Origin of the sequence: Perlabentimonas gracilis, from assembly GCF_011174675.1 — a bacterium.
Lineage (GTDB): Bacteria > Bacteroidota > Bacteroidia > Bacteroidales > Tenuifilaceae > Perlabentimonas > Perlabentimonas gracilis.
This window is the reverse complement of sequence record NZ_JAANIG010000003.1, coordinates 19,030-36,493: the sequence shown is the minus strand read 5'-3', so window position 1 is coordinate 36,493 and position 17,464 is coordinate 19,030. Positions and strand designations below refer to the sequence as shown.

Below are 17,464 nucleotides of genomic sequence, written 5' to 3'. Positions count from 1 at the left end.
GGTGGCTGTTTAAAATACTCAGGTTCATATTATTCTAGTTTTTTAAACCCAGGAACAGATAAAATACTTTTCATTTGTTGGATTGCTTGCTTGTTAAGTAGAAGAAGGCGCTGTGATTGTGATAATTGCTGGCGAATAAACAGGGCGTTCATACTTTCCAAGTTTGCCAAAACTACTAATTGTTCAAGGGTAGCATTATCACGCATATTACCTTCCTTTTCAGGATTTTCATTTCGCCATTCTAACGCTGTAAACCCGAACAGTGCAACATTTAGCACATCGGCTTCAGAGGCATACACCTGTTTAGTTTTTGCAGAAGAAAGTTTTTCGGGAATTAGGTTTTCTTTGATGGCATCAGTGTGAATTCGATAATTGATTTTTGATAAAATACGGCTTACATTCCAACCTAATTCTTTGTTTTCAATTTCTTTGAGGCGTTGAAATTCTTTTACTACATAAAGTTCAAATTCAACTGAAATCCAGTTAGCAAATTTGAATGCAATATCTTTATGAGCATAAGTTCCACCGTATCGACCTGGTTTTACAATAAAACCGATTGCGTTAGTTGTATTTACCCATTTGTTGGGCGACATGGTAAAGGCATTTAAGCCAGCCTGATTTCTAAACCCCTCGAATTCGAGGGGTTTAAAACTTGGGTTGTAAAGTGTTTCCCAAAGCCCTAAAAACTCAATGGTATTGCGGTTTCGCATCCAGTTTCCGATAGCTGCACTGGTGTCGTCTGTTTTATGTTTTGCAATATCGGTAAGCGAAATGTAATCGTTCTGCTCATGCTTTAATACGGCTATTTCACTTCCTTTGACTTCTATTATAGTCTTTTTCATTGCCATCTGCTTTACTATTCAATTTCCCTGAAAGCGGTGCGTTTAAATTATTTCCAAATGCATTAAACCAAATTATCCTGTTAGAAACCTATCTAAACCTTTATCGTTTAAACTAGTGCGCTTCAATGTTGTTGGGTACCAAACTATATAATCGACAATAAACTATTCGCTTCGGCACTCATTTTCTCTTTATTTCTTTTTTCCCTTCAACCAATTGAATTTTCAAGCACGATTAAATCGAGTCAACAAGACTTTGTATGGCTTTTACTACAGCCAAAAGCACCTAGTCAAAATAGCCCTTTTTGCTACTATGCATGCATAAGCAATTTCTTTGCTTGGCTACCGCACGTGGAGCCACGCGCGGTAGCGGGGGCATTATTTTCATAAAACAGCAGACCTACGGCAACACCACCTCAACCCAGTTCCCCTTTTGTCTTGCGTTTATCGAGTTATCGTACATAGCCTCGCACGAAATGCCGGGCATGTAGTACTTGCCTTGGTAGGCTGCATTTAGCAAAATTCTAAAATTCTTTGCCTGCCCTTGTGATAAGCTAAAGTAGGTGTAAACTCTATCGTCGCGAATATCCTGATATTCGAATGGGGAGGAAGGGCGTGCAGCCTGTCCTTCGTCGAGCCGGCTGGTACGGATTTCCCAACCCGATGCCACAACGTACGATAGGATAAGTTGCTCCAGGTTGCCCTTTGTGCCCGGGTTATACACCCTAATATCAGCATAAAAGTCGGTGCCTTGGGTTAAAGCCTGTGGGTCGATTTTTTGCCCATTCATTAAATGGTAGTTAATATCAACCTGCACGTTATTACTTTGAGTCATCTCTTTGCCACCCACTGGTATGCCGTGGGTAATTAGCCTGGCGTAGAGTATACCCTCACCGTTGTTCTTTACCTCAACTTTTGCCGTGCCCTGCTGAACGGGCTCAAACGAATGCTGAAGTATCGACATATTTGTGCTGTGCCTTTTACCCCCCTTGCCATGTATGGTTATATTGGCATCAACTCCCTGTGAGGTTTTATTTGCTTCAGCAAATTTTGAGAATGCCAAAAGGCTAAACGACAGTTCCTGTGTGCTCATCCACATGGTTGAGCTGAGCCTCTCCGAGAGCTGCTGTAGCAACGGCATGGCCTTATCGAAATCATTTAGTAGGATAAGGGTTTCAACAATCATAGCCCTATCCCTAATGTCGGATCCATAGGTGTAGTACTGCTCGCGGTAGCTCTCAACGGTTGTTGGAACATTGTGGATTAGCGATTTTGCCGCTTCGGGATTACCTGCAAGGCTGTATGCTGCAGCTAATCTCCATTTGGCCGATACCGAAAGGTTGGTCGATTCGCGAAGGCGGTTCATTGCTCCCATTTCGGGGGCTTTGGCCAGTGCCAGCACGTAAAGCCTGTAGGCTTGCATCAGCTCGTTATTGCGATACCTGTCTCTATTTGCTGGCGACCAATTCTGTGCAACACGGCGTGTGCTGTGTTTTAACCCATCGAGGATTCCGCTTGGTATGGAGTATCCAAGCCTTTGGGCTTCGAGGATAAAGTGCCCGGCGTAGGCTGTGCCCCACTCATCGGCGTAGGAGCCACCTGGCCATAGCGATAGCCCACCATCGGCGGTGCGGAAGCTACGCATTTTATCTAACGCATGGCGAACATTCTCCTCGGCACTTCGCTTAACGTTATCGTCTACATCGGCTAGCTTGCTAATAAATAGCTGGGGGAAAGCCTTGGATACAGTTTGCTCAAGGCAGCCATGCGGATATCCAAGTAAATATTTAAGTCTATCGCCTAGGTTGATTGGCGGCAGGGTGCTCAGTTCTACTAAAGCCGTGTTAGTTCCCTTCATACCAAATGCGCTGTACTGCACATTCCAAATCTGATTGGCGTTTAGCACGGTATCCTGAATGTGAGTCATGGGTGGGTTGGGGTTACGAATATCGAGCTCAATTTCATGCGTTGCACGCTGCTTGCCACTCTCTGCGGTAACCTTTACTTTTGCCACTCCTAGCCTTGAGGCTGCACGCATCTTGAAGCGAACCACCTGATCGCCAATGTCGCTAAAGGTTATAGTTTGCTGATTTTGGCCATCTAAAGTTAGGAGGTCGTTCGATTCAACCTTTACCTTAACCTGCTTAACGGATTGCTCCATAGCAAAAACTGTAACTGGAAGCACCACCTCCTCTTCGGGGCCAAGTACCCTGGGTAGTGTGGCTAGCACCATGAGGGGCTTACGAACTGGCACGGTTTTCTCGGCCGAGCCATAGGCTCCATCCTTGGCTGCCACGGCCATAACCCTAACCGAACCCACGTAGTTGGGCATGGTGAAGCTAATCCGCTCGCGTTTCCCTTTGCCCACCTCGTATGGGCCGAAATATCTTACAACAGGTTTAAACCTGTTGGCCGTTTTGTCTCCCCCGGAGCTAAGCTCGTCGTCACCGCCAATGGATATGAGGCGTTGCATTCGCCCTGCCGATGCCCCTACCACCAGATCGTAAAGATCCCAGGTGCGGACACCCAACGCTTCGCGCGCGTAGAATCTTTCCCAAGGGTTAGGTGTTCGGAATCGTGTTAGATCAAGCAATCCGTCATCGACCACAGCAAGCGTAAATGCCATGGGGTTTCCATTTTTTTCTGTAACAGTAATAGTTACCTTTTGCTCGGGTTCAATTACATCGGGCATTGATATTACTGGCGTAAGGTGTGTTTGCGGATTTTCAACCGAAATGGGGGCAATACCGTACATCCGAATGGGTAGGTCATTAGCCGTTTGTCCATGGGGCTGCACTAGCATAGCGCTAATAAACACATTGGGTGCCATACTGGCCGAAGTGGTGAAGGTATACTGCGTTTCGCCAGCCGTAGCATCAATCCATACCGATTGCAATACCTTTACTCCATTCTCAATGGTAAGGAATATTTTTCCTCCTGCTGAACTAGGAATGGTAAGGGTGGCCTTTTCGCCTACGTTGTACTTTTCCTTGTCGGTTGCAAAAACTAGCATCGATGCACCCTCGGGGGTTGCTTTCCTGTCGCGCGAAACCCACCCCGGCCAGTCGAAGTAAGCAATGGTTCCCGCAGCATGTCCACCTTCGTTATCGACAGCACGAATTAGGAAGCGGCCCCATTCAGGGTGATTAATCCTAAGGTTGTAGCTAGCCTTACCGTTGGCATCGGTTTTAACAGTGACGCGTTGTAGTGGCCTATGGTATGAGTTTGATATGTAGTGCGATAGGTTTTCGTTGCTGCGTTCCCACCACCAGCGCCAGTCAATTTTGTAAACCTCAATATTTACCATCTTGTTTGGCACGGGTTTACCCTCTGAGGTAACCATTACAACCTCTACCCGTTGGGTGGTATCGGTCATGTAGGTATTTCTTCGGTTCTGGCTATCGGGCATTTTTACGCCCACAAAATTACGATAGGGGTAATATGGCATAGTGAACCTGTCGATGCTGAAGGCACCACCCTCTTCGAAAACACGGGCGGTGAAGTGAGCATTTAGCTTACCCGGTGCCGATGACCTAACGCTGATGTTTGGGGAGAAGTTAGCTTCTCCCAGCTCATCGAGCCTTCCCTCGAAAATGGTTTGCTCCTCGGCATAGAAAGACCGGGCTGGATCGTCGAAAGAAAAACCTTTAAATCCATCGAAGGAGGTGCTGGCCTGCGATAGCGTGGCGTCAACCTGTACCCTTAGGTTACGGGCAGGGGCTCCGTGAAGCCATGCCGAGCTAACTTTAGCTTGGTTAACTTTGCCGTAGTATAACGACTGATTGTCGAAGTTGATGTTAATTTTAAGCCTGTTGGGCATTATGGACTCCACCTTAAATACTTGGTTAAAGGTAACGCCTCCCACCTGTACCCGTGCAGTGTAGTTCCCGGTTGGAGCATCGCTGCTGGTGGGAACGGGGAAGGAATACATTCCTCCAGTTGATGCGGTGGCTACGCTTTGAAATGCAAGCTGACCGCGAGAGTTGGTGAGTTGGAAAGTTACAGGGTGGTTCTGGGGTAGGGTTTTGCCCTTATCCTCGAGGATAAAAGATACGAAAAGGGTATCGCCCGGTCGCCAAACGCCTCGCTCGCCGTAGATAAACCCCTTGAGCCCTTTTTGTATTGCTGCTCCCGAAACATCGAAAGCGCTAAGCGATAGGTTAGAGCCTTGGTCGAGTTTAAGGTAGCCTCGCTGCCCTCCACTTCTGGCAATGGCCAGGAATGGTACCTGCTGCTCGGTAAGGTTAAATGTGGCAAAGCCATTGTTGTCGGTGCTCGATGTGGCAATTACTTGCTGCTGGAAGTTTAGCAGGTCGATATTTACTCCGCTAATGGGCTGTGCAGTGTTTAAATTGGTGACGGCAACTAGCCATGACCCATCGGTGCCTGCTTTTGCTATCATCCCCAAGTCGGAGGCAAGCACATTACGGTGCACCGACTTGCGTTGGTAGTACGATGTGTGGCAGGGGTTTTCGCGCTCGCGCCAGTCGTAAAGGTCATAGTCAATATCGTCGTAGTAGTAATATGTTCGGGGGATATCGTCGCTGGAGTCGTACTGCTCGTCAATCATAGTGATTGGCATATCCGAGTCGTCGCCCTGACAGATGAAGGTGGAGTGCTCGCGCCTCATGCTGAGCGTAACTCGATATATGGCTCCGGGCTCAGTTTTTACTAGTTCCGATAGGTCGATGTTGTAGGTATTCCATTTGCTGAAATCGGATTGGCCTGTTTGGTCGAGCATCACTGTTTTCTTAAGTAATAACCTGCCAACCCTAGTCAACTCACTTGAACCATCGAGGTTGCTAGCCTGTAGGAACTGCGCCACATTTTGTTCGTAAACCCTAAAGATGCTCACATCCACGGCTCTTAGATTTACGGCTTGGAAAGGAAACACAAGCCCTCCAGCCGAAGGGAGGATTACTCCTTGCCCCGTGAGCTTCAGCTGAGGCTTTATGGTTTGTAGGGGTACTGTGATGGATGTATGCTGATTAAGCCTTTGCCCATCGATATTGCGAATACCGGGTGATATTTCGAAGTTGAAGGTTCCTGATGCCCGCGTGGCGGGATAAACCCTTACCAAGTTGCCATCGGTTATTACCCTCGATTCGGCAATCCCGTTTGCATTTATAAGTCCTTGCAAGTTTTGCGATGGATCGATAGGTTCCGAGAAACGTATTTCAATGTACTGCTCAGGCGATTGTACTACGTTGTGCGATAGCACCCTGAACACCCCTTTGGGTGGTACTTCAACGGTCTCGAACCCCAACTCATGCACATCAATGGGAACACCAGTTAGCTCAATGTATACCTTCTCTGTATCATTGGTTTGTTCAACGCTCTCAACCCAAAAATTATGGGTTCGGCCATCGGCAGAAGAGATCCATGTAACCTCGAGCTTCTTGCCTTTTTGGTTGGCCTTAATGGTCTCGGCAATGCTTTTTGCATCTGCAAAATCAGCAGTAAGCAGCGTGCCGCTTATGCGTCTGTCGCTTCGCGATGCATCGCCATAAAACTCTAACCCGTTAATCCTTAGCTCCAGCGCCTGCTTAATGGTTCTCAAGGTAAAGGTGTATGTGCTAACGTCCTTAGGAGTGTTCTCGAAAACTCTATTAAGCGCAACGGATACCTGATACTCCGTATCACCCTTAAAGCTGTCGGTGGGTCTGAACTCTATGGTGCGCTCATCAACCCATACAGATGTCCCTTTGACCGATGGTTTAAACCGAAGGATTCGGGAATCGGCCTCTGTTCCAATCTGCTCGGTTTCCACTATGTTTGTGGAAAAGCTGAGCTTTACGGCTTGCTTTTTCGAGATGGTTCCCGCGCTGTGAGCAGCAATATAGCTGCTAAAATCGGTTGTGGAGTCACTTGGCTTCTCTCTATGCGAACAGCCAAAAAGAAAGGAGATTGCAATGGCAATTAGGGTGATTTTGAGCTTCATACTCTATCGGTTTTAGGGTTCTGTAAAATCTTTGATTTGGAGCAATAAAGGTATTGATAATTGAAGATATTTTGGGCATATACACTAAATTTAAACCCAAGTTAATACAACCTAGAGTTAAACTCTATTGGGTTTTCAAAGTCTTTTGTATATAGTTTTCAATATTATACTCCTGTTGTCTCATCTAATTAGTTCTTATGGGAAACCAATCCAAACGATCGAAACAGGCATCTGTAATTCGTGTTTTCCGAAAATTACATCGGGTAACTGCATCTGCCCTGTTTGTTCTCTTCTTTATCATGGCAGCTACAGGAGTTTTACTTGGTTTAAAAAAGCATAGTGGCGAGCTCATTCAGGATAAAACATACCAAGGCACATCATCAAATTTGCAAGATTGGTTACCTATAGATAGCCTTTATGATAGGGCTTATATGGTTTTTCGAGATTCTATAGCGTTGGATTGCCCCGTCGAAATTGATCGAATAGATATTCGTGCCGAGAAGGGTACGGTTAAGTTTACTTCTGCCCAAGGATTTTGGGGCGTTCAAATTGATGGAGCCACAGGTAAATTGCTTCATGTTGAACGCCGCAGATCCGATTTTATCGAGATGATTCATGATGGGTCGCTAGTGGATCACTACTTAGGTATTCCCAATGGAATGTTCAAGTTGATTTATACCCTTGTTATGGGTTTGGCCTTATTGCTTTTTACTATTACAGGCTTTTGGCTATGGTGGGGGCCAAAGCGTATGCGACGTAACAAATAGTTTTTGTAATGCGTACTGTTTTTGCATTTTTTCTCGTGCTAATAATCTCAAGTGCCACTGCACAAACTCTTACAGTGGTCGATAAAGAAACGGCCAAACCTCTAGGTATGGTAACCATAACCAGCGATAATCCGCGATTTTTGGTTACAACCAATTCTGGCGGGCAGGCTAGCATTTCTGCTCTTCGGGGAGCAACACTTATCGAAATTAGGATTATTGGTTACACCACGCAGTACTATAGCTACGATGAGCTTGAGGGATTAGATTTCCTAGTTCCAATGCCAACATCATTTTTTTCTATCGATCAGGTGGTAGTTTCGGCCTCAAAGTGGAGCCAAATTGCTAGAGAAATTCCGCTAAAGATTACCCCAATAGCTAAGTCCCAAATTGATTTTTACAATCCCCAAACAGCAGCCGACTTGCTTGCCATTTCGGGCGATGTGTTTGTGCAAAAAAGCCAACAGGGTGGCGGTAGCCCAATGATTCGTGGCTTTGCCACCAATCGCCTGCTTATTGCTGTTGATGGGGTGAGGATGAATAACGCCATTTTTCGTGGCGGCAACCTGCAAAATGTTATCTCCATCGATCCGTTTGCTGTCGATAGGGCCGAAGTCCTTTTTGGCCCCGGCTCGGTTATCTACGGAAGCGATGCCATTGGCGGGGTGATGAGTTTTTACACCCTTGCGCCTAAGCACTCAAGTACCGATAGTATGGACTTTGGTGGCACTGCATCGGCACGTTACTCAACAGCAAATGGTGAGAAAACAGGTCATGTAGATATTAACTATGGCTGGGAAAAGTGGGCTTTTGTAACTAGCTTTTCCTACACTAATTTTAATGATTTGCGTATGGGTTCGTTTGGCCCCAACGAGTACCTGCGCCCCGAGTATGTCGTTCGACAGGGTAATGTGGATATGGTTTTGCCAAACCCCAATCCCGAAGTTCAGCTCACAACGGGATACTCACAGACCAACGTTATGCAGAAGGTGTCGTTTAAATCCAGTGCACGTTGGAGCTTCGATTATGGTTTTCACTACTCAGCAACATCGAACTACGACAGGTACGATAGGCTAATTCACTATCGAAACGGATCCCCACGAAGTGCCCAGTGGTACTATGGGCCACAGATCTGGAGTATGAATAATTTTAGAGTAAGGAGCATAGCCAGTTCTGCGGTTTACGATCAGCTTACGCTTCAACTGGCACATCAATATTTTCAGGAGAGCCGTAACGATAGGGATTTTAATGCGACTACCCTAACCAGCCGCAAGGAGAAGGTGAATGCCCTATCCTTAAATGCCGATTTCAAAAAGATTATTAACGCAAACCAAAAACTATTTTATGGTGCCGAGGCCATAGGCAATCTTGTGAATTCATCGGGGGTTGACAGGGATATTAATACTGGTGCTGAGTCCCAAGGACCTTCACGCTATCCGTATGCTCAATGGTTGTCATTAGCTACATACCTAACCTATCAGCATAAGCTCACAGAAACACTCGATCTGGATGCTGGAATTAGGTATTCCCATTTTTATATCGATGCTCAGTTTGATGACGCTTTCTATCCACTCCCATTCGATAAGGCAAAGGTGAAGAATGGAGCCGCAACAGGTTCGCTGGGATTAACGTGTAATCCTACTGAAAATTGGCGATTTAAGGGGGTACTATCAACGGGCTTTCGAGCACCCAATGTTGATGATATTGGGAAAATTTTCGACTCGGAGCCTGGGGCAGTGGTCGTTCCCAATCACAACCTTAAAGCCGAGTATGCATACAACGCCGAGGTTGGGCTAACCCGTAAGTTCAACGATATTTTTGAGGTTGATTTGCTCACCTTTTACACCCTGCTCAGTAACGCTATGGTTAGGCGCAATGCCACTTTAAATGGGCAAGATAGCATTGTGTACGATGGCGTGCTTAGTCAGGTGCAAGCAATTCAAAATGCTGCTTTTGCAAAGGTTTGGGGCTTTCAGACCGATTTTGAACTTATGTTACCCCGTGGTTTCATGCTCACATCGCGATTCAGCTACCAGAAGGGAACCGAGGAACTAGACGATGGCACCACTAGTCCGCTAAGGCATGCTGCCCCTTGGTTTGGCGTTTCGCGATTAAGCTATCGCTACAAAAAGTTTAGGGTATCACTTTACGCCCACTATAGCGGTGAGGTTGCCTACAAAAACTTGGCAGACGAGGAGCGTGGCAAACCCTACATTTATGCTCAGGATCAAAACGGAAATCCATACTCACCAGCATGGTACACGCTTAACCTTGGTGCGCACTATAGGCTAAGCAAATCAATATCGTTTAATGTCGAACTAGAGAATATTACCGACAGGCGATATCGCCCATACAGCTCGGGATTGGTAGCGGCTGGTATTAACTTAGTGGGTGCTGTGCGGGTATCGTTCTAATTCTTTTTTGTTGATTTTTAGCTAATCATAACATAGCTTAAGTTATTGTATCAGAATTGTCTAATTTCAATAAAAACAATGCCAATTATTAACCCTAATCCCTTCATTATGAAGAAATCAAAAAATTGTTTAAGGGCATACATTTCATTCATGCTTGTTCTGCTTATGTTTTCGGCCAACGTGGCGGAGGCCAAAAAGCGAACCGAAAAAAAATCGAAGGCAGAAACTAAAGACACGCTAATAAACAGCAGTCTGGTTTCTGGATTAAAGTTTAGAGGCATAGGGCCAGCCTTTACCTCGGGCCGAATAGGCGACTTTGCGGTAAATCCTAATAACCATTCCGAGTTTTATGTGGCAGTGGCCAGTGGCCATATATGGAAAACTACCAACAAGGGTGTTACCTTTAAGCCCGTATTTGAAAACTATGGAGCTTATTCCATTGGCTGTTTGGCAATGGATCCGAACAATAGTAACGTGGTGTGGGCTGGTACTGGCGAGAATAATCACCAGCGCGCTTTGGGCTATGGAAATGGCGTTTACAAAACGGTAAATGGCGGAAAATCATGGAAGAATATGGGGCTAAAAGATAGCCGTCAAATTGGTATGATCCTAATAGACCCCCGCAACTCCAACGTGGTTTACGTGGCTGCTGAGGGTTCTGCTTGGGGCCCTGGTGGAGACCGTGGCTTATACAAAACCACCGATGGTGGCGAGAATTGGGAGAAGATTCTTAATATTAGCGAGAATACAGGTATCAACAATATCATTTGCGACCCTCGTAACCCCGATATCCTTTACGCCTCATCGGAGCAGCGCCGCAGGCATCATTTTACCAAGATTGGCGGAGGCCCTGAGACTGCTCTTTACAAATCGGTGGATGCAGGTAAAACCTGGCGTAAGCTTACCGATGGATTACCAAAGGAGCATATGGGCGGAATGGGTATCGCCATATCGCCCCAGAACCCCGACGTGCTATACGCAATAATTGAGGCAGCCAACGATGCTGGTGGTTTTTTCCGCTCTACTAACAGGGGCGAGTCATGGGTTAAAATGAGCAGCCATGTGTCCAGCGGTCAGTACTACAACGAGATTTTTTGTGATCCTGTTGATTTCGATAAGGTATACTCAGTTGAAACATACTCGCATGTTACAACCGATGGTGGTAAAACTTGGTCGAGAGTTAGCCATAAGGAGCGTCACGTTGATGATCATGCGCTTTGGATTGACCCTAACGACAATAAGCACGTTATGATTGGTGGCGATGGTGGAATATACATAACCCATAATATTGATGAAGGCGACTGGAGATTTATTCCAAACTTACCAGTAACCCAGTTTTACCGAGTTACAACCGACGATGCTGAGCCATTTTACAACATATATGGTGGTACTCAGGATAACAATACGCAGGGCGGCCCATCGCAAAACACATCGAGCGGAGGTGTTACTAGCGAAGAGTGGTTTATTACTGTGGGTGGCGATGGCTTTTGGGCACGTGTGGAGCCCAATAACCCCGACATTGTATACTCCGAGTCGCAGTACGGTAACGTGGTTAGGTACGACAAGAAGAGCGGAGAGCGAATCCGCATTAAGCCACAACCTCGGAAAGGAGAAGATACTTACCGTTGGAACTGGGACTCCCCATTAATTATTAGTCCACATTCGCCAACTCGTTTGTACTTTGCAGCCAATAAGGTTTTCCGTAGCGACGATAGGGGCAACACTTGGCAGGTTATTTCCAACGACCTCACAGCACAAATCGACCGCAACACCTGGCCTGTTATGGGCAAGTATTGGAGCGTTGATGCAGTGATGAAGGATGTTTCCACATCGCTTTTTGGTACCATCGTGTCGCTCGACGAGTCGCCGGTTAAGGAAGATTTAATTTATGTGGGAACCGACGATGGCGTTATCCAAATTACTGAGGACGCAGGGAAAACCTGGCGGAAGGTTTCGTCGTTTCCGGGTGTGCCCGATTACACCTATGTTAGCGATGTGTTTGCATCGAGATTCGACGAGAATGTGGTTTTTGCCACGTTCCGTAACCTTAAACGCGACGATTTTAAACCCTACGTGCTTAAGAGTGCCGACAAGGGAAAAACCTGGAAGTCCATTTCAGCCAATCTTCCCGACAATGGCTCGGTGCATACCATTGAGCAAGATTTTATTAAGGAGAACTTGCTGTTTGTTGGTACCGAGTTTGGTGCATTTTTCTCAATAAATGGTGGCGAGAGCTGGGTGCAGCTTAAGGCTGGGCTGCCCTCAATTGCAGTTTACGATTTGGCTATTCAGCAACGCGAGAGCGACTTAGTGTTGGGAACGTTTGGTCGTGGATTTTACGTGCTCGATAACTATGCACCGCTGCGTGAACTAACCGCCGATTTGCCCAGTGCCGATAGCCACCTGTTCGATATAAAAGATGCATTGTTATACATACAAACATCAAAGAAGTATGGGCAGGGTTCGACCTTCTACACAGCACCTAATCCAGAGTTTGGAGCCACATTTACCCTTTTCATAAAGGATGTGCCAAAGATGAAGAAGGCCATTCGTCACGAAATGGAGAAAGTTCTTTTCAAGGAAGGGAAACCCATCCCACAACCTAGCCTGGATGAGTTGGAGGCCGAAAAGAGGGAAGTTCCACCTTACCTCTTGGTTACAATTCGCGATTTTGAGGGCGATGTGGTAAGAACGTTTACACAGAAGCCATCAAAAGGAATTCAGCGGTTTAATTGGGACTTATCGTACGATAACACGTGGCCACAGAAACCCAATAAGTTTAACCCACTGGCCCGGAGTAGAGGAAGTGTTTACGTTATGCCCGGTGAGTACTCCGTTGAGGTTGCTATGGTTCACAACGGCGAGGTGAAGCAACTGGCCCAACCAGCCAAATTCAATGTTAAACCGTTAAACAACACAACTCTTCCCGCAAAAAATCGTGAGGAGATGGTTGCGTTCCAGCGTGAGGTTTCCAAGCTGTCGAAGGCAATGGTTGGCGCCGAGCGCCTTGTTGGCGATTTACAATCGGAGGTTACTGCCATGAGGCAAACTGCGCTTACCCTGCCAGCATCTCATGGTAATCTAATGCCATTCCTAGCCGAAATTGAGAAGGAACTGAATGAAATTGAGCACATTTTCAGTGGACATTCGCCACGTGCTAGCCGCGAGGAGTTACCTCCTGCCGCTGTTCCAATGAACCAGAGGTTACGTGACATTATCTATACTCAACTCAACAGCACTTCCGATATTACCGGAACCTCTCGTATGCAGTTCGATATATTAAAGGATGAGTTTCCGCCTGTTCTTCAGCGCATAAGGGTAATTGCTGAGGAGAAGATTGTTGAAGCTCGTAAGATGATGGATGCGAAGGGTGCTCCATATACACCTGGTCGTATACCTGTGTGGATATAAAGTATATAGTTAATGGTTTGGCGAGGATCCCTTGGACTTAGGTTCAAGGGATTTTTGTTGGAATTAAGTTTAAGTGCCGAGTGAATTGTAAAAGAGTTCTGCTTGCATATCTCTGAAAATGATCTTTTGGTCGTGTCTATAGCTAAAAACGATAGTAGAGCTATAGGATGCTAGGTATTGCTTTGGGATTGTTGCTTAATTCTTTATCTGTTGGGTTTGCAGTATTAGGGGCAGCTTAATATGAACATGAGTACCCTCGCCTTCATCCGAGGTTAAAGCAATGCTACCCTTATGCTCTTTAATGATGCTATAGGCAATTGAAAGACCAAGCCCAGTGCCCATACCTGGATCTTTTGTGGTGAAGAATGGTTCCATTACCTTTTCTATGTCCTCATTTTTTATGCCTCGCCCAGTATCTTGAATTACCACAGAAGCAATGCTCCCCATTGTATCCTTTGTGGTGGTTATGCTAATTATCCCTTCGTCATCAATTGCTTGAATGGAATTTGTAAGGATATTTAGTAGGGCATGGTGGAGATTTGCTGCGTTGCCTCTTACTTTGAAATTGTTGAGGTTAAACCGCTTTTCAATTGATATGTTGCTAGGAATCTTGTTGTTAAGAATGGTGAGGCAGTTGTCGAGAATGGAGTTGATGCAGCACTCTTCGTCCATAGCGCTGCTACTTCTGCTAAATTGGTTCAAGCTTCTAACAATATTCGATATCCTTTCAACTCCCTCTTTAATGCTTTCCAGAAGAATGTCAGACTCTTTAAAGTCTGGGTCGGGCTTGTTTCTAAAGTATTTTTCGAGCCTAGCATATGCCCCCATAATAAAGTTTAAAGGGTTATTAATTTCGTGTGCTACTCCAGCTGTTAGGGTACCCAGCGAGGCCATTTTTTCCGATTGCAACAGTTGCGCCTGTGTTTCCTTAAGGTGCTGAAGCGTATCTTTTAGTTCGGAGTTCTGATCGATTATAATTTCATTTTTGTCGTAAAGCTCATCGTTAGCGGCTTGCAGCTCTTCAATGGCCGTCTTCAGGTCTTGGGTCTTTTCGTGTACCAACTTCTCCAGGTTATCTCTGTGGTCCTTTATGTCTTGGTGTAGCTTGGCGTTCTGAATTGCTACGGCAAGATGGTTGGCAATGGTTTGACCTAGGTTTACTTCGTGCTGGCTGTATTCCCTAGCCTCATTGCAGGTGCCCAGAATTAGCACTCCAAGTACATCGCCCTTAAGTACAAAGGGGAGGAATAGCATGCTTCGTAAGTTGCGGAGTTCGACAATGCTTTGTTCCGATGCCGAAAGCTTAGCTGTTTTAGTGTCGTCAACTACAATGTATTTTCGATCTTGTATAGCCCTTTTTATATGAGGATGATCGTCAATGGATGCCAGTCTCACCTCAAGGGGGACTCCCGGGGGTAATGGGGGTGTGGTGGCGCCTAGCAGTAGTTCATGCTCATTGTGGAGTGTATACACTGCTGCCGTTTCAATATTTAGCAACTCCGACATCCCATTGCTTATTGCCTGAAGAACATCTTCGAACACTAAGGTGCTAATAATATCCTGATTGATTTTGATAAGGATGTTGAGCTCGCGAACGCTTTTGGGAATACTCGACTTGTCCATAAATCCACCTAATTTATTACTCCTCAAGATAATGCATTTTAGGGTTATTTCCAATACTAACTAACATTTTATGAATAACCCCTTATTCAATGCTAAAGCTAACGCTATGGGTATTGCCTGTTTCGTCAACCAGGGTTAGGATGTAGTATCCTTCGGATGGGCTGTGTGCCATTTTATGAAATTCTTGGGTTGAACCCAAGTACTCATCGTTTAAGTGCCAGTGTATGGTGGCATGGGGTCGGCTGTGGGCAACCTCAAAAACTATTTGTGTTGGTTGGCCATCAAAATCTCGGGGGATAAAAATTTTAGCCCTTTCAATTCGGGGGTATAGGAGCGCCATGGGGGATTGCTGCTCTTCGGGTTCACATCCAGCCAGATAGGGAGGAATAGGCTTGTAAAACGAATTCTTGCCCTTGTAGTACCACTCCATGGCAGGCGGAAGTACAAACCACGATTCTATCGCCATATTGCTAACGCTTACGCACCTGTCGGTTACTCTATGTGTTTTCTGTTGATTTAGATGCACCAACCTATGGTAAGGGCAAGCGTTGGTTTCCAGTCCCTTGGTGGGGATCCAAAGTGTATCGACAGGCGAACAGATGCTCGATGCCCGGTGGCCGCTGTGGCGACATATGGGTACTTGGACCATATCATCAATGGGCTGCTCAAACCATCTCGTCGATGGTAAAAGTCCAAACACATCGAACATTAGCGGAGCTGCTGCCGAAACACCTGTAAGATTTGGCCTCCCCTCGCCTGTAGCATTGCCAACCCACACGGCAACAACATACTTGGGGTTAAGCCCAATGGCCCAAGCATCTCTGTGTCCGTAGCTGGTTCCAGTTTTCCATGCCACCGATCGCGACGACGAGAAGTATTGCCAACCTGCTTGCTCATCGGGGCGGGCAACCTCTTTCATCGCCTCAAAGGCGAAGAATATCGACGAGGCGCTTAGCACGCTATGTTCGGTTAAGGGCGTTGTTGGGTTTTCTCTGTTGATTTGATATTGCGGTGCAGTATAGGTGCTGGTACTATACCTGCTTTGGTAGGGTCTATAGTTCTTCAAGTCTCTTGCCATACCGGCGTATACCCCAGCCAAATCCCAAAGCGAAGCTTCAGCGCCGCCAAGTATTAGCGAAAGCCCATACTCGCTAGGCGAACGGTATAGCGTGGTGAGCCCCAACTTTTGAAGAATATGCTGAAAGCGCTCCACTCCATACTGCTGAAGCATCCGAACTGCTGGAACATTAAGTGAGCGGGCAATAGCTCGCGATGCGGGAACCGCCCCATCGTAGCCTGGATTGAAGTTTTTTGGTGAGTAGCCCCCAATTTGAGTGGGGATATCTGCAATAAGCGTTCGTGGTAGTATCATCCCATCATTCAGCATGGCGGCGTAAAGAAAAGGTTTAAGTATGCTCCCAGTACTCCGCGACGAAGTAATTATATCTACATAGCTCCCCGATACGCTGCTCGATACATTGCCTACGTATGCCACAGGGCTGTTGGTGTCGATATCGATTATTAGCACGGCCGCATTGTGAATCTGGTTGGCTGCCAACTGTTCATGATGGTGATTTACTATTTCAACTACCCTTTCCTGTAGCCTAGGGTCGATGGTTGTGCTTATTGATTGCCCTTGAAAACCATCCCTTATGGTTCTGGATAGCAAATGTGGTGTGGATTGGGGTAGGGGCATCGGCTCGCTTGGGGGTGGCTCAAGCATCGATAGCCTGTACGTTAAGCTGTCGATGGTTCCTTTGCGGTACAGCTTATTGAGCAGTAGGTTCCTCTTTGCAATAAGCACGTCGGGGTTGCGCCCTGGGTGCACCAAAGCAGGTGCGTTGGGGAGCACGGCCAGAGCAGCCGATTCGGCCCAGCTTAGCTCGCTGGCCGACCTGCCAAAGTATCGCCAGGCGGCAGCATCGAGCCCTACCACATTGCCCCCAAAGGGGGCATTGGAGGTGTACATGGACAGGATGTTGCTTTTGCTAGTGCCCACCTCTAGACGTAGCGATAGAATTGCTTCAACAATCTTTTCCCAAATTGTTCGTTGCCTGTTGCCACGGTACAGCCTAACTGCCTGCTGGGTTATGGTGCTACCTCCCTGCACTACTCGCTTTGCCTTGATGTTGTTGTAAGCAGCACGCATTATTGACACCGGGTTTATTCCCGGATGGTGGTAGAAATATCGATCCTCAAACTCAATAATGCATTTTGCAAATTTTTCGGGGACAGAGTCGTTGTGGGGAAAACGGTACTGTTGGTCAGCTGCAATTGATGCCGCCAGCAGCGAGCCATCTCTCCCCAGTAAAACCGTGCTGGTTGGGTTGTTGATGCTTGGTTTGCTGATGCATAGAAATAGGGCGATGATGATAATGCCAAGTAGAATTGCCCACGCTGTGCTCTTGTGGCCTTTTATAGTATCAACAATTATTAATATGCGAGCGTTCATAACAGGCTTTTGATCTATTT

General features: G+C 46.4%; 7 protein-coding genes. 3 read left to right on the top strand and 4 right to left on the bottom strand.

Annotated features, from left to right (window positions below):
* Positions 1–29: 29 nt before the first annotated feature.
* On the bottom strand, positions 30–842 hold the full coding sequence (locus tag G8O23_RS02190) for a KilA-N domain-containing protein (RefSeq protein WP_166361306.1): 813 nt from the start codon (positions 840–842) through the stop codon (positions 30–32).
* Between the two features lie 397 nt (positions 843–1,239).
* Positions 1,240–6,780 carry an Ig-like domain-containing alpha-2-macroglobulin family protein gene (locus tag G8O23_RS02185; protein WP_166361304.1) on the bottom strand — a complete coding sequence of 1,847 codons (5,541 nt, stop codon included), beginning with the start codon at positions 6,778–6,780 and terminating at the stop codon, positions 1,240–1,242.
* Between the two features lie 197 nt (positions 6,781–6,977).
* Between G8O23_RS02185 and G8O23_RS02180 the strand changes: the two genes are divergently transcribed.
* From G8O23_RS02180 to G8O23_RS02170, 3 genes are all read left to right on the top strand, one after another.
* Positions 6,978–7,547 (top strand): PepSY-associated TM helix domain-containing protein, encoded by a 570-nt coding sequence (locus G8O23_RS02180; protein WP_166361302.1) that lies wholly within the window; start codon positions 6,978–6,980, stop codon positions 7,545–7,547.
* A gap of 8 nt (positions 7,548–7,555) precedes the next feature.
* Positions 7,556–9,958, top strand: coding sequence for a TonB-dependent receptor (locus G8O23_RS02175; RefSeq protein WP_166361300.1), 2,403 nt, complete (start codon positions 7,556–7,558; stop codon positions 9,956–9,958).
* Positions 9,959–10,066: 108 nt separating this feature from the next.
* Positions 10,067–13,369, top strand: a complete 3,303-nt coding sequence (locus G8O23_RS02170) for a WD40/YVTN/BNR-like repeat-containing protein (protein WP_166361298.1) — start codon at positions 10,067–10,069, stop codon at positions 13,367–13,369.
* Between the two features lie 195 nt (positions 13,370–13,564).
* On the opposite strand, the gene G8O23_RS02165 is transcribed toward G8O23_RS02170, so the two are convergent.
* Positions 13,565–15,019, bottom strand: coding sequence for a GAF domain-containing sensor histidine kinase (locus tag G8O23_RS02165; protein ID WP_166361296.1), 1,455 nt, complete (start codon positions 15,017–15,019; stop codon positions 13,565–13,567).
* A 55-nt stretch (positions 15,020–15,074) separates the two neighbouring features.
* On the bottom strand, positions 15,075–17,444 hold the full coding sequence (gene pbpC / locus G8O23_RS02160; RefSeq protein ID WP_166361294.1) for a penicillin-binding protein 1C: 2,370 nt from the start codon (positions 17,442–17,444) through the stop codon (positions 15,075–15,077).
* Positions 17,445–17,464 lie beyond the last annotated feature (20 nt).